The organism is Thalassotalea sp. PP2-459, from assembly GCF_001913705.1.
GTDB lineage: Bacteria > Pseudomonadota > Gammaproteobacteria > Enterobacterales > Alteromonadaceae > Thalassotalea_C > Thalassotalea_C hakodatensis.
Genome location: NZ_MKQD01000046.1, coordinates 53,983 through 72,975 on the forward strand (window position 1 = coordinate 53,983; position 18,993 = coordinate 72,975).

23 protein-coding genes are annotated in these 18,993 nt (G+C 36.1%); 5 read left to right on the forward strand and 18 right to left on the reverse strand.

All coding sequences use genetic code 11. The annotated features are described in order from the left end of the window. Nucleotides 1-81: 81 nt before the first annotated feature. Entirely contained in the window at nt 82-1,200 is a 1,119-nt protein-coding gene (gene ald, locus BI291_RS11835) for an alanine dehydrogenase (protein ID WP_074498977.1), read from the forward strand. A 69-nt stretch (nt 1,201-1,269) separates the two neighbouring features. On the opposite strand, the gene BI291_RS11840 is transcribed toward ald, so the two are convergent. From BI291_RS11840 to BI291_RS11860, 5 genes are read right to left on the reverse strand one after another with little or no spacing between them, the layout of a single operon-like run. Continuing rightward, the gene (locus tag BI291_RS11840) at nt 1,270-1,689 is read right to left on the reverse strand and encodes a hypothetical protein (protein WP_074498978.1); all 420 of its coding nucleotides are present in this window, start codon (nt 1,687-1,689) and stop codon (nt 1,270-1,272) included. Nucleotides 1,690-1,742: 53 nt separating this feature from the next. Further along, nucleotides 1,743-2,168 (reverse strand): GNAT family N-acetyltransferase, encoded by a 426-nt coding sequence (locus tag BI291_RS11845; protein WP_074498979.1) that lies wholly within the window; start codon nt 2,166-2,168, stop codon nt 1,743-1,745. A gap of 9 nt (nt 2,169-2,177) precedes the next feature. Further along, the gene (locus BI291_RS11850) at nt 2,178-2,822 is read right to left on the reverse strand and encodes a DUF6058 family natural product biosynthesis protein (protein ID WP_074498980.1); all 645 of its coding nucleotides are present in this window, start codon (nt 2,820-2,822) and stop codon (nt 2,178-2,180) included. 2 nt (nt 2,823-2,824) lie between these two features. Further along, nucleotides 2,825-3,247, reverse strand: a complete 423-nt coding sequence (locus BI291_RS11855) for a hypothetical protein (protein ID WP_074498981.1) — start codon at nt 3,245-3,247, stop codon at nt 2,825-2,827. A gap of 19 nt (nt 3,248-3,266) precedes the next feature. Beyond that, nucleotides 3,267-3,800 carry a Crp/Fnr family transcriptional regulator gene (locus BI291_RS11860; RefSeq protein WP_074498982.1) on the reverse strand — a complete coding sequence of 178 codons (534 nt, stop codon included), beginning with the start codon at nt 3,798-3,800 and terminating at the stop codon, nt 3,267-3,269. 77 nt (nt 3,801-3,877) lie between these two features. Here BI291_RS11860 and BI291_RS11865 point away from each other — a divergent pair, with 77 nt between their 5' ends. The 3 genes from BI291_RS11865 to BI291_RS11875 are packed head-to-tail and all read left to right on the forward strand — an operon-like array spanning nt 3,878 to nt 5,736. After that, entirely contained in the window at nt 3,878-4,609 is a 732-nt protein-coding gene (locus BI291_RS11865) for an SDR family oxidoreductase (RefSeq protein WP_074498983.1), read from the forward strand. A 10-nt stretch (nt 4,610-4,619) separates the two neighbouring features. After that, nucleotides 4,620-5,054: a DUF2141 domain-containing protein gene (locus tag BI291_RS11870; protein ID WP_083602026.1), complete on the forward strand. Its 435-nt coding sequence runs from the start codon at nt 4,620-4,622 to the stop codon at nt 5,052-5,054. Between the two features lie 10 nt (nt 5,055-5,064). Further along, entirely contained in the window at nt 5,065-5,736 is a 672-nt protein-coding gene (locus BI291_RS11875; RefSeq protein ID WP_083602027.1) for a TVP38/TMEM64 family protein, read from the forward strand. A 485-nt stretch (nt 5,737-6,221) separates the two neighbouring features. Here BI291_RS11875 and BI291_RS11885 read toward each other — a convergent pair whose 3' ends face one another. The 3 genes from BI291_RS11885 to BI291_RS11895 are packed head-to-tail and all read right to left on the reverse strand — an operon-like array spanning nt 6,222 to nt 8,348. Next, nucleotides 6,222-6,866 carry a DsbA family oxidoreductase gene (locus BI291_RS11885; protein ID WP_074498985.1) on the reverse strand — a complete coding sequence of 215 codons (645 nt, stop codon included), beginning with the start codon at nt 6,864-6,866 and terminating at the stop codon, nt 6,222-6,224. 29 nt (nt 6,867-6,895) lie between these two features. Then, nucleotides 6,896-7,753 (reverse strand): glutathione-dependent disulfide-bond oxidoreductase, encoded by an 858-nt coding sequence (yghU, locus tag BI291_RS11890; protein WP_074498986.1) that lies wholly within the window; start codon nt 7,751-7,753, stop codon nt 6,896-6,898. 40 nt (nt 7,754-7,793) lie between these two features. Then, nucleotides 7,794-8,348 carry a carboxymuconolactone decarboxylase family protein gene (locus BI291_RS11895; protein WP_074498987.1) on the reverse strand — a complete coding sequence of 185 codons (555 nt, stop codon included), beginning with the start codon at nt 8,346-8,348 and terminating at the stop codon, nt 7,794-7,796. A gap of 334 nt (nt 8,349-8,682) precedes the next feature. On the opposite strand from BI291_RS11895, the gene BI291_RS11900 reads away from it, so the two are divergent. Beyond that, entirely contained in the window at nt 8,683-9,267 is a 585-nt protein-coding gene (locus tag BI291_RS11900) for a TetR/AcrR family transcriptional regulator (protein ID WP_074498988.1), read from the forward strand. 44 nt (nt 9,268-9,311) lie between these two features. On the opposite strand, the gene BI291_RS11905 is transcribed toward BI291_RS11900, so the two are convergent. The 10 genes from BI291_RS11905 to BI291_RS11950 all read right to left on the reverse strand — a co-directional run bounded on the left by BI291_RS11905 (nt 9,312) and on the right by BI291_RS11950 (nt 18,529). After that, a complete protein-coding gene (locus BI291_RS11905; protein ID WP_074498989.1) occupies nt 9,312-9,614 on the reverse strand; it encodes a hypothetical protein in 303 nt (100 codons plus the stop codon). A 90-nt stretch (nt 9,615-9,704) separates the two neighbouring features. After that, entirely contained in the window at nt 9,705-10,211 is a 507-nt protein-coding gene (locus BI291_RS11910) for a YdcF family protein (protein WP_074498990.1), read from the reverse strand. A gap of 108 nt (nt 10,212-10,319) precedes the next feature. Beyond that, on the reverse strand, nt 10,320-10,868 hold the full coding sequence (locus tag BI291_RS11915) for an HPP family protein (RefSeq protein ID WP_074498991.1): 549 nt from the start codon (nt 10,866-10,868) through the stop codon (nt 10,320-10,322). 107 nt (nt 10,869-10,975) lie between these two features. Beyond that, nucleotides 10,976-11,407: a GNAT family N-acetyltransferase gene (locus tag BI291_RS11920; RefSeq protein WP_074498992.1), complete on the reverse strand. Its 432-nt coding sequence runs from the start codon at nt 11,405-11,407 to the stop codon at nt 10,976-10,978. A gap of 433 nt (nt 11,408-11,840) precedes the next feature. After that, nucleotides 11,841-12,368, reverse strand: coding sequence for a PEP-CTERM sorting domain-containing protein (locus tag BI291_RS11925; protein WP_083602028.1), 528 nt, complete (start codon nt 12,366-12,368; stop codon nt 11,841-11,843). A 223-nt stretch (nt 12,369-12,591) separates the two neighbouring features. Continuing rightward, nucleotides 12,592-15,015: an RND family transporter gene (locus tag BI291_RS11930; RefSeq protein ID WP_074498994.1), complete on the reverse strand. Its 2,424-nt coding sequence runs from the start codon at nt 15,013-15,015 to the stop codon at nt 12,592-12,594. Then, nucleotides 15,008-15,931, reverse strand: coding sequence for a VacJ family lipoprotein (locus BI291_RS11935; protein ID WP_074498995.1), 924 nt, complete (start codon nt 15,929-15,931; stop codon nt 15,008-15,010). The genes BI291_RS11930 and BI291_RS11935 overlap by 8 nt, the downstream gene beginning before the upstream one ends. Before the next feature lie 82 nt (nt 15,932-16,013). Then, nucleotides 16,014-17,090, reverse strand: coding sequence for a DUF748 domain-containing protein (locus tag BI291_RS11940; RefSeq protein WP_083602029.1), 1,077 nt, complete (start codon nt 17,088-17,090; stop codon nt 16,014-16,016). A gap of 18 nt (nt 17,091-17,108) precedes the next feature. Beyond that, nucleotides 17,109-17,783, reverse strand: a complete 675-nt coding sequence (locus BI291_RS11945) for a TVP38/TMEM64 family protein (protein WP_074498997.1) — start codon at nt 17,781-17,783, stop codon at nt 17,109-17,111. Next, the gene (locus tag BI291_RS11950) at nt 17,780-18,529 is read right to left on the reverse strand and encodes a gamma-glutamyl-gamma-aminobutyrate hydrolase family protein (protein ID WP_074498998.1); all 750 of its coding nucleotides are present in this window, start codon (nt 18,527-18,529) and stop codon (nt 17,780-17,782) included. The genes BI291_RS11945 and BI291_RS11950 overlap by 4 nt, the downstream gene beginning before the upstream one ends. Nucleotides 18,530-18,993 lie beyond the last annotated feature (464 nt).

An 18,993-nucleotide genomic window follows, 5' to 3' on the forward strand; every position in this document is an offset into this window, starting at 1 on the left:
TCAAATAACGACAGGTTATTCTAAAGATTCGCAACTATACTAGCACCATATTTCAATAGAGCAAACTAAGAGCAAATAAATATGATTATTGGTGTACCAAAAGAAATAAAAAACCATGAGTATCGTGTTGGTATGGTTCCGGCTAGTGCAAGAGAGCTGATCGCTCATGGGCATCAAGTCGTGGTAGAAACCCAAGCGGGAAGTGGAATTGGTTTTACCGACCAAGATTACACAGACATTGGCGCAACTATCTTACCTACTGCTAGTGATGTTTTTGCACAAGCTGAGATGATTGTAAAAGTTAAAGAACCACAAGCAATTGAGCGTGCAATGTTACGCGAAGGTCAAATTCTATTTACTTACCTTCACCTAGCACCTGATTTACCTCAAACTCAAGATTTAGTAAAAAGTAAAGCAATCTGTATTGCTTATGAAACAGTAACCGATAATCAAGGTGGCTTACCTTTGTTAGCACCAATGTCAGAAGTTGCTGGTCGTATGTCAATTCAAGCTGGCGCACAAGCCCTTGAAAAATCAAACGCAGGCCAAGGCATGTTATTAGGTGGCGTACCGGGTGTTGAGCCAGCTAAGGTTGCTATCATTGGCGGCGGTATGGTTGGTGCTAATGCAGCGAAAATGGCTGTAGGTATGGGCGCTGATGTTGTTGTGTTGGATCGTAACGTTAATGTTTTACGTAAACTTGATGATCAATTCGGCAACCGTATCAAAGCTATTTATTCTACGGCCGATGCCTTAGAAAAGCATGTACTTGAAGCAGACTTAGTCATTGGTGGAGTGTTAATTCCAGGTGCAGCTGCACCTAAGCTTGTGACCAAAGAACACATAAAAAACATGAAACCTGGTTCTGCTATTGTTGACGTTGCTATAGATCAAGGCGGTTGTATTGAAACTTCAAAACCTACAACTCATGCTGATCCAACCTTCATTGTTGATGATGTAGTGCATTATTGTGTTGCTAATATGCCGGGTGCAGTGCCAAGAACTTCGACATTTGCATTAAATAATGCAACATTACCGTACATCATTCAACTAGCCAATAAAGGCTATAAGCAAGCGTTAAATGATGACAAGCACTTATTAAACGGCTTGAATGTTATTGATGGTAAAGTGACTGTCAAAGAAGTTGCTGAAAACTTAGGTTTTGAATTTGTTGAGCCAGTAACAGCCTTAAACAGCTAATAAATCGTTAATTCGAAAAAAGCCGGTTTGCCGGCTTTTTTTATAGCTAAAAATTACTGATGGTTACCATTACCACAGATAACAACGTATAAAAACTATCAATAACAAACCAAGGTAAGTATACGCTACAGTAGGCCTAATAGACTGTTGTAGATATGTTTTTATCAGTGTTAATTGACTTGGTCGATTGGCTATAAATTCACGTTGAAATTGAAATGGATGAATTGAAGATGTTGCATCCATTATCGCCTGTTCAAGAATAATAATGCGTTGTTCAATCCGTGATTGAAAGGTTTTCCAAATCGCTTCTTGCCCCCACATTAATAAAATAAACAACACTAAATACATTGAAATTCCATTAAAAACAAATGCATTAAACAGCATAAAAACACATACAAGCTTGATGAGTAATGCATATTTTTCATAACTATCACATTGATTTTGTAATAGCTGCCATTCAGTATGCAATGCACTTTTATTATCCGACATTGACCTTCCATTCCCTTTATTTTGAACATGATGACTAAAGAATCAGTATGAAATTATACCAACTCTGTTTTAGAAAAATGATGGCTTGCTATTACAAACCCTTCTCGTAGATAAAACTTGTGTGCAGAATACCGTTGAACGCCAGAATCTAGGTGTAATTGGCTACACCCCTGCTCTTTAGCAAATTCTTCTAACCAAGTTAAAATATCATGGCCAACCCCAGCTGAACGAAATGCTTCATTTGTTACTAAATCATCGACGTATAAATATTTACCCCATGCAAGCTTTTCGCCAATAACAAACCCTGCAACGGCCAAAACTTTGCCGTTATCTTTAACGTACACAATATTATAACCTGTTTGCTGCTGTTTCTTGATTTGTTCCGCTAATGTTTTTTTATTGTATTGTGGTCGTAGCTGTAACATCACTTCGAGCACGTGATCATAATCATCATTATTCGCAAGTAGCGTAATATCCATTCTTTTGCCTTACGTTATTTGTGGAGAGGTTAATTGATATTTTTTCCGTATTTGATCGACTAAACGATTACGTGAACTGTTAATTCTTTCGTGTGGAGCAAACAATGCGCTTGCACTATCTAATAAATTAACCGCCTTTTCTAAGCGCACTAAATCAGGGTGTGTTTCATTTTCAGCAATTAACTCATTAATAGACGTAATAGCAAATTCTTTTCGAGCAATATCTTGTACTAATCCAGAAGCGGTACATAGACCATAAGTTCCATTTAAAAAATGCTGCCATTCTTGGGTAATATGTTCATCTATATTGGCATGTAGTTTTTCGTCATGACAAACAAAACCTTGTTGCTTTAACTGTTGAATGGTAAGTCGGTAATTTTTATTAAAATATTGATAAATATCTGCCGGTTCAATTAACGCTTCAACAACACCCAACCACTTTACGTAACCTTTCGCATAATACTCTTGAACACTTTCTTCAGAATGGTCAGCTAAAAATGATTGGCAACTCGTTTGAATGGTTAAACGATAGGATGCTGTTGGCATCACCTTTTGCTGTTGCAGATACGCTAACTTATTAGCAGAGATATGGCTTAGCTGTAATAAGGTGTGTTTTGTATAAAAGCATTCATTTAGATAATTTATTAATTGCATATTTATTTCTCAGAAGTGACAACTACAGAACTTGTTTTATTAAAAATCATGGTTCTAAACTGTTCAGGAGGCACATTGTTTAACAACATAGGGCCTGTAGAGCCCGACATTAATTGACTAAAATTTTTTTCTCGTGATTCAAACTGTTCGTTATTCCGATAAGTCGTAATTAGCATCAGATGAAAAGGTGCTTGAGGCGTTGCAGGTACCTTAATTAACATGAAGGAATCAATAAAGCCTTTATTCATAGCTTTTTCACGTAGCACTTGCCAGTTATTTTCATAAAAATAAAGTGTTTCTTTGCTATAGGGGTTGTTAATTTTAATAAAGTCGATTGTTGATATTTGTTGTGCCGCTTGGCTATGACCTATTAGTGAGAACAACATAACCAATATCACCGACGCAATTGTTTTTTGTATTTTCATCGCTATTTTCCTTATGAGGTTAACGCGTAAATAACCGTTTTTTTATTCGACTTAAACCTACAGGAGTAACGCCTAAATAGCTTGCCAAATCACTTTGTGTAACGTTTTGTAATAATGTGGGTGTCGATTCAATAAGCTTTGCATAGCGTTGTTCTGCTGTTAAACATAACAATTCATATTCTCGTGTTTCTTTTTTTAAGGCAAGTGTAAGTAACAGGTCATTTAACTCATTAGCAAAAATAATATCATGTTTCGCCTGCATTAAAATGGCGTTAAATGACAGTTTAATTAATACGGTGGGTGCTAAACTGATTAGACTAAAAGAGCTTGATTGACGCAAATAAAGTGCAGTTAAGCTACCAATAACATCATTGGCAGATAAAAACGACTTTATAGATTCTTTGCCTTGTTCTGAGGTGTAAAATGCTTTTAATAAACCTGACTGCACAAAATATATGGCATCTTCTTGATCGCCTTGATTAAAAACATATTGCCCCTTTTCTTTGCTAACCCGCTCTCCTTCCGTTTGCACATATTGAAAAAATGTTGTCACTGTTAACCTCGGTTAATGTGTTGTGAATATTACGACGATAAAATTTGCTACAGATTAACATATATTGAGATTAAACGATGGAACTTAAAAACAGACGCATTGTGATAACAGGTGGAACTTCAGGTATTGGTTATCAGCTCGTTAAACAACTTTTTTCTGATAATGAATTAATTGTTATCGCCAGGGATCAAACTAAACTTAATGCCTTGCGAGAACAATTTTCAGGTATTACTACACTAAAAGCCGATTTATCCAAACCAAATGAAACCAAGGTTGTTGCTGAAAAAATTGTCAATGAATACCAATATATCGACTTACTTATTAACAATGCCGCTGTCCAGTATTGTCAGCTATTCATTGATGATACTTTTCTAACCCAGCACATTATTGATGAAGTTAATGTTAATTTAACCAGTGTTTGTCTGTTAACACATCAGTTATTACCCACTCTATTACATCAAGAAAAGTCTATCATATTAAATGTAAATTCAGGGCTTGCCTTAGCACCGAAAACTAGCTCTGCGGTTTACTGCGCTACTAAGGCCGCATTAAACAACTTTTCACAATCATTACGCTATCAATTAGCAAAGACAAATATATACGTACAACAAGTATTTTTACCGTTAGTCGATACACCAATGACAGCTGGAAGAGGCGTAAATAAACTATCTTCCGAAAAAGCCGCTGATCAGATATTAAAAGGGCTTGAAACAAACACAATTGAACATGCTTTAGGAAAAGTAAAGCTCCTAAAACTATTACTACGCATTGCACCATCATTCGCTAAAAATATGATGAAAAAATATTGAGGACGACTTTATGAATATTAAACGATTACTTTTAACAATAATATTTACGGTAACGCCTATGTTAGTTAAAGCAAAAGAAGTAACCATTGAGGTGTTAAATATTGACGTAGTGCGGCAAGGAAACATCATCGTGATGATTTTTGCAAAGGAAGGATTTCCTAAGCAGCATCAACAAGCGCTGATGAGTCAAACTCAATTAGTCACTGATAAAACGCAACTTTTTACTTTTAACATCAAAGAAAAAGAATTTGCCATTAAAGTATTACATGATGAAAACCAAGATGGAAAAGTAACGAAAAATTGGACAGGTATTTATCCAAAAGAAGGTTTAGGGTTCTCAAATAAACAAAAAGTAGGGTTTACAGGGCCACCTGTATATAAGAAATCTAAGATGAGCCTGCATCAAGCGCCAAGCAATATTTCAATTTCGATAATTTACCCATAGGAGCCTAGATATGCTCGCATTATTAAAAGTGATGCTAATAATGGCAACATGTTTTGCATTAACGTTTTTGTTCATTAAATCAACAGGAATATTGTCTATCGAACAAATTAAACACTGGTTAATCATTGCTAAAAGTAGCCATCAAGGGTATGTGTTTAGTATCGTAGTAGCGCTACTATTCGCTGATTTGTTTATCGCTGTACCTACATTAACCATTATTTTATTAGCGGGGTATTTTCTTGGCTTTCATGTTGCCCTAATCGCTAGTTTAATGGGTATGACTTTAGCTGGATTTGTTGGCTATTGGTTAAGTTCACGCTATGGTGAATTCGTGCTACAAACAATAATAAAAGCCAAAACAGAACGTGATAAAGCCAGTTCAACTTTTAAGCAACATGGGTTTATCTTTATTTTACTCTCTCGGGCCATGCCAATATTACCGGAAGTATCAGCTTGTTTAGCCGGCATTGCACAGATGCCCTTTCATCGGTTCTTTCTCGCTTGGGTACTAAGCACGGCTCCCTATGCAACAATTGCGTCGTATGCAGGTTCTGTAAGTTCGATATCAAACCCTAAGCCCGCTATTATTGCCGCCCTTGGAATTTCTGGTGTGTTATGGTGCAGTTGGTTTTTTTACCATCGGTATATCAGTAAACAACAATGGCCTAAGCAACCCTTATAAATAACAACGTTGCTAATTTGGTGATCGGGGATCATAACAAAGTACCAATATTTGGAAAGTAGAAAACAAGTGATACATTGGTTATTTATCTTCGATCACTTGTTGTCTTATTTTTTTATATTCTTTATGGCTTACTTGCTCAGCACGTAAGCATTCACGGTATTCAGATTCGGACATAGCACGTTTTATACAATCGTTTTTTTGATGCTGCTGCCCTACGTGGTAAAGCTGTTTCTGGCTACACCCAACACAGCAAATCAATATAAACGTCCACAAGAATTTCATAAAGCACCATTGCATTTTTTAGAAAATAAGTAGGGCTGTTGACCTTTCGAGATTAAATTTTGTTTGAACTAAACCCGAAAGATCAACAGACTCTAATCAAAGATAAACCCTTATTTAAATAAAAAGTAGTAGAAAAGTGTAAGAAAACTCATGAAAAACGTTAATAATTTTTGCTATTAGCCTCTTTCATACACTTATGACTACTGTTTCATCAGTGATAACAATGCTTGTTTGTAGGTCTCTTGAGGCTGTGCCCCAGTTAAAGCCGATGTACGATTAAAAATAACGGTAGGCACTCCAGATACTCCCATTGATTGCCATTGTGATTCAAGGGCTTTAACACGCTGCTTAATTTCATTATCTTCAAAAGCTGTGGTTGATTGTTCAAAGGTTATGCCTACTTCTTCAGCTTCCTTAGTAAGAACCGCTATATTTGATATATCTTTATTTTCGCTAAAATAAGCGCTGAACAAACGCATTTTTAGCGCTGTTTGTAAACCAAGGGAATGCGCATAATCAAGCAGTAAGTGAACATTAAAAGTGTTCACAATTTTCATACCTTCAACATAATTGAAATGAAATCCATATTCAGCCGCTGCTTGGGTTATGTTTCTTCTGGCTTGCTCACTTTCTGCCTTTGATGAACCATATTTTCTTGCCATATGGGCGCTTAGCTCTTCACCTTCAGGAGGCATATCAGGATTAAGTTCGAACGGTTGCCACTGTATTTCTACCTTATCTTGTATGTTTAACTCGGCAATTGCAGCTGCTAAATGCTTGTAACCCACAATACACCAAGGACAAACTACGTCTGAAATGATGTCAATGTTAATCTTTGCGGTCATATAAATCCTTGTGGAAAATAGGCTGAGTATTATTCATGCTTTAGCGCTAACACCTTATCGATGTCTTGCGCACTGTGTCTATTTTTTAGCTGCTGCCACTCTTCTCCCCAGCTACGGTTTACAATTTGACCGCGTTGAAATGAAGGCAGTGATAGTAATTCTTTGGCCCAGCGCCGTACGTGGGTATAGTCTTTTACTTGTAAAAATTGTTCTGCATCATAAAGATTACCCAACACTAAGTTGCCATACCATGGCCAAATGGCAATATCAGCAATGGAAAGCGTATCACCGACTATAAAAGCTTTGTTTTCAAGTTGTTTATCTAATACATCTAACTGTCGTTTAATTTCCATGGTAAAACGATTGATTGGGTATTCAAATTTTTCAGGCGCATAAGCATAAAAGTGGCCAAACCCTCCACCTAAATAGGGCGCAGCACCCTGTAACCAAAATAACCAATTCATCACTGTTGTTCGCTCAATGCCATTATTCGGTAATAACGCGTTAAATTTTTCAGCAAGATAAACTAAGATAGAAGCTGATTCGAATACCTTTACTTGTTTATTGTTTTCGCGATCCAGTAGCGCAGGAATTTTACTATTAGGGTTGATGTCAACAAAACCAGACGAGAACTGTTCTCCTTCGCCTATATCAATATAATGCGCGTCATAATCTGCGCCCTTGCCTTGTGCTAATAACTCCTCTAACATTATGGTGACTTTTTGCCCATTAGGTGTAGCCATAGAGTAAAGTTGTAAAGCATGCTCTCCTACAGGTAATGTTTTTTCATAAGTAGCACCTGATACTGGCCGATTGATACTCGCCCACTTTCCACCGCTTTCAGCATCTTGACTCCACACTTTCGGCGGTTGGTATTGATCACTCATTGCTAATGCTCCTGCTAATGAATTTAGAAATGGCGTTAGTTTACTTCTTTTTTGTCCACGTAAAGTCTTTGAACATAGCATCAACCGGTGTTTTTGCAACATGGTTCACATAATTGCTGATCACTTTTTGTGATAAGCCAAGAATAACTTCTAACACTTGTTTTTGACCATAGCCAGCTTGGTAAAAGGCATTAAGCGTTTCGGCTGACACTTCGCCACGTTCACGCACCATGGCTAAAGTGAAATCATGAAGTGCTTGTAATTTAGCTGAAGGTAATTCAGTTTCATTACGCAGAGCCTCTGTGATAGCAGAATCAACCTTCATAGAGTTAGCAATTGCACTATGTGCAGGCACACAGTAATGGCACTCGTGCTCTACATTAATGGTTTGCCAAACAACCGTAAGCTCTTCAGCGTTAAAAGACGTTTCAGTGAATAAAGAATGTAATGCATTATAGCCTTTATAGGTTTCAGGGGATTCAGCCATTACAGCATACAGCCCTGGAATACTCCCCATTTGTTTTTTAGCATCTTGAAGCATTTCTATGCTTTTCTCAGGTGCGGTTTCTAACGTATGTAAAGTAAAGTCACTCATTTCTGTTTCTCCTAAGTTGTATCGTTAATAATGTTTTTTCGATAAACAGTTGCATTATTAGTATCTAATAGAATGTAACTGTTCATTTATTCGCTAATGCATGGGTAGACTATAGAACGTCATGAACGAACGTTCAAGTACATTTTGAACGATTGCTCAATATATACGTAACTTTTATCTTATGTTTTTGTTTTTTATATATAATATAATTTAAAATAAATAATTATTAGTAATGGATCAGATAGAAACCAACAATTACCCTCTTTACCTAGTTGCCATAAAGCCATACAATTGAACGATTGTTCAATACTTGCTTAAAGAGTATGAGAAAATTATGGCAAATATAGCAAAGTTTGATCGTCAGGAAGTTATCAACAAAGCTACCAACCTGTATTGGAAAAAAGGCTTTCATGCAACGTCAATGCGAAATTTACAAGACGAAATTGACATGCGTCCTGGTAGCATTTATGCCGCTTTTGGTAGTAAAGATGGTTTATTTAAAGAAACATTAAGAAATTACACAGATTTAGGTATTGCTCAACTAGCTCATTATAAAGAACAGCATAGTTCACCGCTTGAAGCACTTCGAGCATTTGTTAAAAACTTGGTTATAGATTCACAAGATAATGCACCTAATGGTATTTGCATGTTATCTAAAACAATTGGCGAACTAACCGATGATAATCAAGACTTACTTAATGTGACAAAAGCGCATTTAGCCGAAATTTTACAACAATTCGTCGTGATTATCGAAGAAGCCCAACAAAAGGGAGAAGTTGAACAACATAAAAGTGCAGAAGAGCTCGCAAACCATGTACAAATTCAAATAGCAGGCTTGCGCACCTTTGCAAAAATAAATAATGACAAGAACAACCTAAATAGATTAATTGATGATATTTTTACGCATTACCCTTTCTAGACAATACACATTTACTGCGAATATGTATTGTCGGTGACAAAAGATCATTTAGCTAAACGTTGTTGTTGCAAGCTTAATCGTCGATGAGAGCTATATACATGTTGTAATTTTTTGTTGTTGTTTAACACTGCATCTATTTCTACTGACAACATTCTAGAAATAGGCAATATTTCTAACACACCGTGATCATCTAAACCTGTAGACAACAACGCTGTTTTGCCAAAAGCAAACAAACTACTATCTGTGTCTTTAATATTTCCATCAACATACAGTTTCATTCCACCGAACCAATGGTTGATAACTTTAACTTTGTGCCCTTTTACATTGAATTCGAATATTTTACGCATGATATTCCCTACAACTACGGATAAATTACTTTTTAGTGTATCACTGTGGCAGTGATTTTCGAAAGGTAAAATATATTATAATATTGATTTTTATAAATAATTCTCTATGTTTTTTAGGTTGTCGCGCTCTCTAATAATGGCAGTTTTTTCATGCGCGACTAACGCATCACGTTCGTTTCTACTCATTGGTGATTTTGCCGCATGATAGCTCAATACCCTATTCGGCAGAACATGAGAAAAAACCAATAATGCACGTTCAAGGTGAAAGTCTGAAGTCACTAAAATAATGTGATCTATCTTATGTTGTTCTAAAATAGGCTTTGCCAGTAATGCATCTTCTAATGTGTAGCGGCTTAAGGCCGGCTTATAAAACACACTTCTAGCAACGCCCTTACTTTGTAAATATTGCTGGCAATAATGAGCATGTGGTTTAGTTGTGGTATTAAAGTGCTCTCCAAATCCACCTGTACAAAGGATATGGCAAGTCATATTCTGTTGAAAGACATCAAGCACTTTATCGCAACGGCTTTTCGCAATGACTGACAACTTGCCGGTATTATCATTGGGCGCGCCTAACAGTACAATTGCAGAATTAATAAATCACCTCACGTTGGCAAATTGTTCTTCTTTAGCACTTGAAGATAGAGTAATTGATTTAAATCAAAACACCATATTGATCACAATATTCGTTTTTACTCTTTACGTTTATATCCAATAAACAGGGTAATGTCGATTTGGATTTGTTGACATGTTATTAACAAATAAGGCAACTACTAGCAATAAAATACTCCCTAATAAAACAGGAGTGACAATAAACCAATAACCTAGTGCATAAATTTGTTCGCCACCAATCGTAGCAATTAATGCCGAAGCACCTCCTGGCGGGTGCAAAGTTCTAGTTAGGTGCATAAACATAATTGCAAGTGATACAGCTAATGCACTCGCTATCATAATATTTTCTGAAAAAACTAAACTGACACTTACACCAACAAAAGCTGAAATTACGTGACCACCAATTAAATTTCTTGGTTGTGAAAACTCAGCTAACGGAGCGCCATAAATGAGTACAGCAGAAGCACCAAAAGAGCCAATTAGCATCATTAAGCTTTTTTCATCGTAATGTAAAACCTCACCAACATAGGCGATAAGAAATATACCCAAAAACGACCCCACCCAAGACCAAACAATTTTTTTGAAAGGCTTTCTTGGCGGGCATTGCCCTTTCGTTTTCATACGCGAAAAATATATTCTCATGGCTAAAACCTTTAATACAAGATAAATAATATGTAATTAAAAAACGGAAACGCCCATCGTTATTAGCGTTGGGCGTTTCTTCTTACAGAATGTATATAAATTCGAACTTAACGTGATAAATGTAGAATAGGAAATGGTTTGCCTAAGTCATCAAGTGGCGAACGAGAAGTTACCTGAAAACCAAAGTGCTGATAAAAACCAACAGCGTTTGGATTTTGTTCGTTAACATCTACACAGTTAACCGCATAGTTATCAATTGCATATTGCAACAATAATTTACCTATGCCTTTTCCTTGAGCGGCTTCTATGACAAATAGCATTTCAATTTTGTTTTCATGTATTCCCACAAAACCAATAATGATATTGTCAATATTTTTAGCGTAATGAAGCGACACCGCAGGAAAAGCCTGCTCGATAATAATAGGCTTAAAAAACGCTATATCTTCTTCTGAAATAAAATCATGCGTAGCTCGGACTGAGTTTTCCCAAACATTTAGCAATTCTGCATAATGATGAGGGTGTGCTTTCTCTATTTTCATTCTGTTATCTCTATGAAAAATCATTGCATTGCACAGTCGCAGTGCGAATATAACAGGAATACTTACCGATATGAACAAAACAAATTATTAGCATTAAACCAAATCGCTATTGACCATAATCTTTAAACATAACCATAACTTCAAATAATAATGTTCCGTTTTGGTGCGCCAATAATCATATTTCACGAATAACGTTCAAAAAAGTTACGGGATGTTTAATTAAAATATTGAAGAATAAACGAATAAGCCAGAAAAATATGATTAATTCATTATCGAGTAATTTGAATAACAGTATACGAATTTAAGGAAAGACAGTGATATATACCATAGTAGATAGATTACAAAAGGCGAGAGAGTTTTTTTAGATGCCCCTTAAACGCAAAAGCCCTGCGTTGATTCAGGGCTTTTGTAATATTAATTTGTTAGCTGCTTGCTATTTTCTGCGAGAGAAACCTAAACCTACAAGTGCCAAACCAAGTATTGCAATTGTTGACGGTTCAGGAACTTGCACAGCGCTGTCTGCTACACGATACACTATCGTCTCATAATAAGACCCGCCATCTGCAACATCAAGAAATGACCAAAAACCATCTAAGCCGTTTTGAACATCAATGTGAGAATAGCTGTTAGAAAACCACCCCGCTGCTTTTGCATAATTCTTGCCGTTATAAGTTTGTGTATTACTTGACGAATAATCAACAACAAAGGTATCAGCACTAATACCTAAAGTATTAAATAGGTTAGACGTCATTATGTTCCAACCATAACCTGCCTGTTCAGTGATATCCATAGCGCCGCAAGAATATTCTAAAACACCGTCAGAGCAAGGAGAAGCCCAAGCTAAATCAAACCCAGCAACCGTTACAAATGCATCTTCTGCTACTTCACCTGTTAACAGTGTTGCATTCGCTTGAACACAGATTAAACAACTTAATACTAAACCAATAAACTTTTTCATCATTACTACCTTTGAAAATTTACTTATCTATAGAAAAGCAAAATTTAAGCCACATTGACAACTCATTGTTTTAATAAGAAAAATGAAAAATTCAATTATACCATGTGTTAAATAAGCTGACATAAACTTTTATGTGAGCGGTATTGAACTCATGTAAAAATAAAACCAATATCTTTAAAGCCCTAAATATCTTCAGGGCTTAGTAAAACTATGAATATTATACGTTTTATTGATTACTATTGGGTGTTGGCTTTGCTGGGTGTATATATTTTTTCAATAAACCAGGCAACACCGTTAAATCTGTAATCACTGCTAACATCATGGCACAAGCTGTTAACAGGCCAAAATACACACTCGGTACGAAATCTGAAAATACAAACATACTAAAGCCGGTTGCGATTAAGGTAGAGGTGTACACAATCGCTAAGCCTGTATGTGAAAATGCATGTTGCATAGGTTTTCCATCCAACTTGCTTTTATAGGCATCAACAAAATGTATCGTATCATCAATCGCAATTCCCATCGCAATTGTCGCAATGGTAATAGTCATTAAATCTAACGGGATCCCAAGCCAACCAATAATACCTAAAATACCTAACGTATTAATGATATTGGGAACTAACGCTATTAACGCAATTTTTATCGAACGAAAAATGGCGAACAAGACTAACGCTAAAACTCCGTATACAATACCTAATGTGGTAATTTGAGAATCAAAAAGTCTCGATAGAATATCTTGATATAAGACAAATAAGTTTGTTAACTCTACTTGGTCTTCTGATAAGCCTGCTGCGTTTAAATCTTTTGTTAATTTATCTAAAAATTCAGCGCGATTAAGCCCAGGTAAAGTATCTTGAATACGTGTTGAAATGCGCATCGTGTTTGAATCAGTATCAATGTAAGCACCGACCAAACTATCAATTGTCTCTTTATCAACCATTGAATAAATCACGTCTAATTCATATTCCGTGATCGGTGCTCCATCATTTAATTGTTTTGCTAATTTAGTAAAACTTATCAGTGAGGTAACATTACCTGTCGCATCAAAAGCATTAACAACTGCGTGGCCTAGGTGTAAAGTATTAACTTGCTTTGCAGTCATAAATAAATCAGATTTATTCGTTGCCTCATCATACGATATTACGATATCAAGAGGCGTTGACCCTCCAAACTGCTGATCAATAAAACTTAACTCTTGATACACTTTAGTGTCGGGGTGGAAGTAATCAATAAAACTGTTTTCAACATTTAACTGACTAATACCTACAGCGAGTATTCCCATAAAAACTAAAGGTATAATAATAAAAAAGCGAGGTGCTGATTTTATTTTATTCCCTAATTTAGCGAGAAAATTGGACAACCAGGCATATTCTTTAGACTCTTTACTTGCTGAAAAATAACTCAACAAAACCGGGAACAATAACAAGGCAACACTCAGTGTTACAATATTTGAAATCAGCATCATAATGCCAAAGTCAATAATAGGTTGAATGCCACTAAAGATCAGAGAACCAAAGCCAACAGACGTGGTTAATGCGGCAAAAAAACAAGGCGCTAACTTTTCTTTGAGGGTATTAACTAGCCTTTGATGTTGTGTTAATTCAGGGTCTTTCCTACTCACTTCGCGATAACAGGTGATCAAATGAAGCATGATCGCAAGTGTTAAAATAAGTTGTAAAGCGACAAAATTAGCAGAAATAACCGTCGCTGGAAGATTTAGAAGTGCCAGTAAGCCCATGGTCAACAATATACTTGACGCACAAGCAAACATGGGAAAGAGAACCCATTTAATACTTCTAAAAAGCAGCATTAAAAGCAAGACGATTAATACACCAATACCTGAGCCAAAGTAGAGTAAATCTTGCTTAACTATTTCAATTAAGCGAATACCAACAATATAACTTCCGCCAATATAAACGGAACCATCAAGTTGTGCTTGTTCAACGATCTGTTCAATTTGAATAAGTTCTTGTTGACGTTGTTGCCCTATTTCACCTTCAATGATATCTGCTTGGCGTTTTAAGGATTCAAGTTTTTGATTTTCTTCTTCTGTGAGTTCTCGTGTCAGTAAATGTTTATTAATACTAAGAATTTCATCGTTTAATGTCTGCAATTCTTCATTTTTTTTAAAGACTATTTGAATTGCAGCAGCATCTTGCTTTTGATTAACGAGTAGATCTGTATAGATGGGATGATCGGTTAGCAGCGTGCGAAGTTCTTCTGGTGAATATTGCTGTTTTTCGTAAGTGAGATCACTGACATTACTATTCGAAAGTAATTGTGATTTACTTTGAATCAACGGCACAGACAACATTGATTGAACTTTTGATACCCTCTCTATTCGAGCAAAGCTATCAGAAAGTTTACTCATACCTTCTATTGTTTTCTCAGTAAAAACGTCGCCACTATTCGGCTGATAAGCAACAAGAATAAACTCATCTGGCGAGAACTTCTGGTTTGCGAGTTGCGTTTTTATATACAACGCATTGTTTTTCGTTAGCAAGGTATCTGCAGAGGCATCAATTTTAAACTTTAGTGCATTACTTCCTAAAATAACAAACAGCGTAGTGAAAACAATAAGTATTAATATGCGTTGTTTTAAAATGATCTCGCCTATTTTTTCGATGATCGTCGCACTTTTATTACTCATTATTATTCTCATTCTCTTTTGTTACTTGATTCGTTTTAAGTTCAACAGTAGTTTCAGTGGTTATGGTTTCTTGTCTGGCATCTATTTCGTCACGATTTCTTGCCTGAATATATTGGTTTCTAAAATACACGTATGGATCATCAGCTTGTTCATATAACGTTTGGTAGAGTTCTGCTCTTTCAGAAAAATCGGTGAATCCACCAATAATTCGAGCATTTGTATCATCAGGGCTTGATAGCACGTACTTAGTTGGATGCACCAAGCCTTCTGTAATGATAGAAGCCGTGTTTCGTAGATCAGATTGTCCCAAAAACGGTAACACTAAATAAGCCCCACTCGATACGTTATGATGGCGCAGTAATTGTGCAACATTACGCGGTTGTGCTTTTATATCAAACCAGGCATCGGCAGGATCAAACAACCCGACTAAGCCAACCGTTGAGTTAATCAAAAATCGAGCAAAGTTATTACCTGCATGGCCAAACTCACCACTAAAAACGTTATTCACTAAGTTTAAAGGTTCACGTATGTTATCAAAAACATTAGCAACAGATTGTTTTACGGGATCTGGTAAAACAAAGTTATAACCTTTTGCCACAGGAATAAATAAGTAAGTATAGGTAAAGTGATTTAATTGAAAAATACTACGATTGAATGATTCAATAGGATCATAATAGTTAACTGAATCATCAAATGGTTGGTCTCCGTTAAGGGTAGAATCATCGGTAGCTACGATAGTCGGTTCAATTTCAATTTGGCCATTAGAGGTATTAATGGTGGTTACATTACTATCAGATAACTTTTCTACTTTAGTTTCTGCTGCTGGCTCAGGTGTTGGTGCTGAATTCGGTGAACTCGAACAAGCAGAGCATAACAGAGAAGTTGTTAGCAGAAATAAGGGTAATAATTTAGTCATTAATTTATTCTCATATTGATATCAGCTAATTTTACTGGTGCTCGCTAATACAGAACACCGGAAAACAGCTAACTTTTTATTATTACTTTGATTCTGGTACCGTATTTTCAACTTTTAAATCATATTCATTAATAAATGCATGATATAAAAGTGAGGTAAAAGCATCCCATTTAGAAATTTCTGTATCATTTATTGTTCCTTCAATGGGAACTTTAAAAGCAACCAAGCCTTTTTCATCACTTTCAAATATAGCGGCAAGACCGTCAATGATCCCCTCATAAATACCCGTGAATAAACCATCATTATCTTTCACGATATCTTCTCTCCATGTGAATATATTTGGATTATAAATACCCGCTTTCATGTAGCCATTCACTTTACCATTTAATGTATATAATTCTATAGCAGCATCGACAGTTCCTTGCTCGATATCTATCGGCGTATAAACTTCAATTAAGCCAGCAATCTTATCAACAGGTAACTTTTTCATACTAAAGTTAATATCAAATGTTGGATCTACTGTTTCAGGGTTAATAAACCCTTTTAACTGAACTTGCGCTTGCCCCATTAAATCACCAGTAAGGTGAAAATTTGCAACTGAACTGCCAGATAATTCACTACTATTAGTAATATTAGTGACTATCCCAGAAATATTACTTACATAATGCGCTTGTTGTTGCCCTTCAATCTCGTTTAATAGCCGAATTTTAGTTTCGCTAATGCGTATTTCATCTATATTGATAGGACTGGCAAAGTTAATCAAGGTTAACCAAGTATCAGGCTGTTTCGCCTTGGGATCAATTTTGTTCTGTTCTTTTGGTTCGTCGACAAAGGAAAATGTCGTTGAATTGATATGTACCTTGGCTACAACAACACCTTTGAAAAGAGCTGACCAAAGCATAGATATATCAATTTCGTCGGCAGATATCGTTGGTGTTGTTTTTATATTAGGCTGTAAATAAAGTTCTAATCCTTGAATTTGATAAGCCCCTCTAAATAAAGCTAAATCAATATCATCTATATGCCCTTTGATCCCTTTAGTATTAGCTAGCTTTTGATTTATCGAGTACTTAATAATATCAGGCGCAACAACACGCAACGCAAAAATCAAGCACAAAACAATTAAACAATATACCGCTATATTTGATTTTTTTAACACGGTGGCCTCCTTTATTTCTTATGCGCTCTCTTTTTTTGACGCCTGTTTTTTTTGTAATGCACGGTAAAAGATATAAATAATGGTTGCCGCAATAATGAAAGTTATTGCCAAACTAGACGGATTTTTCATTATTTCTAATGCACCTTTACCAAAAACAACAGCACTAAGGCCTAAAGGAGCTATACCAAGAGTTGAACCTACCAAGTATTGGGTCGCGTTAATTTTTAATGTGCCACTAATAATACTTGTGACGGTAAAAGGCGGTGTTGGCGCTAACCGAAGTGCAAAAACAGCCCATCCGCCTTTATGGTCAAGCTTAGCTTCAATAGCATTTAAGGGCTTCTCTAAGAACGAACCTAATGCATTGACACCGATAAACCGGCCAATGAAATAACCTGACAAACTCGCAAGGGTAAAGCCAACAATAGCAATAGGAACAGCAAACCAAAGATCAAACACTAAACTGATTGAAAATGCCATCAGTGGAATGGGAATTAACAATGCCCCCCCTACAGCAAAGACTAATAAGAATATTAATGCGGTTGTCCAATCTTGCGGCACATCATTGGTTAATTCTTTAACTTTATCGACTGTTAAATAATCATTTATGGGCGTGAAGAAGTAAATCGCTACAAGTACGCCTATTGCAATTATTACCGCGAGCACTCTAAAGATATTTTTTTTATGTTTCATGATGACGCCTCATTAACTAACCAAGCAAAAATGGCACGATGGGTTTGCAAATAAGGTAAGTATTCAGGGTGCCACTGAACACCTAACACAGGACTGTTATCTTTTGCTTCAAGTACTTGAGCAATACCTGACTTTTCAATACCCGTTACGCGTAGGTTATTACCTGGTTTTGCAATTGCTTGAGAATGTATTGCATTAACAGATACAGGCGACTTACCAGCTATATCACGAATAAGAGAGTTCTTTCTGGTAAAAAACACCTCTTTTCTTGGAAACACAGAACGAGCACGTACTTTTTCTTTTAGTACGTCTAAGGTGGAAGCATACAAGGTCCCGCCACAATGTGCGTTTAGTAATTGGTGTCCTCTACAGATACCTAGAATTGGAATATCATTTAGTAATGCATTTTTAATAAATTGCTTTTCCATTTCATCGCGTTGTTTATCGTATTTCACCCCACCAAAACCCGCAATAAACTCCATTGGGTATAACATAGCCTCTTTTATTTGTGTGGTTAGGGTTCGAGGATAATGAGGCACATTCTCTATTTCTCTATTTTTTGGATGAATATCTGAGCCTCCGCCGATAATATAACCATCGAATGCTAAATCCCCATCAAACGAATTTGGGGTCACCCTAACAGGGACTCCACCAGCAAGTTTGACGTTTAATGCGGTAAAGAGCCAAGCCATTAATCCACCCGAATTTGGCCCAGTGACTGCGATTTTTGGCTTTTTACTTTTCATATATTGCCTTATCCCGACTAAATATAACTAGATAAGCAAATAGCATTCCTAAAACAGAATATAAACTTAAACCACTGTTTTTAAATTAAATAAATATAAAACACATTTAAGTTAAAGAACTGATGATTGTAACTATCACCCTATCAGTAAGTAATTTTTTCATGCCAAGTGTGATGCTAGAAATATAAACTGATTTAACGATTAATAGGCCTTGAAGAAGCGAGAAGTTGGGTGTGTATTCGTTGTTGATACCAGTTATTAAATACCAATTCAAATTGATTAAAGACGATAGAGCCGAAGTTTCGTTTCCTATTTGCTTGGCAAAGATCAAATAGCCTTTGGCTATCTGATATAGGTCGACAAAACCTAATTATACCAATTCGCATAAATATTCGGTCATTCAGCGAGAATTAAACGCTTTAGAGGCACGGCGTTGATTGCAGAGAATGGTTATTCAGGAGAAC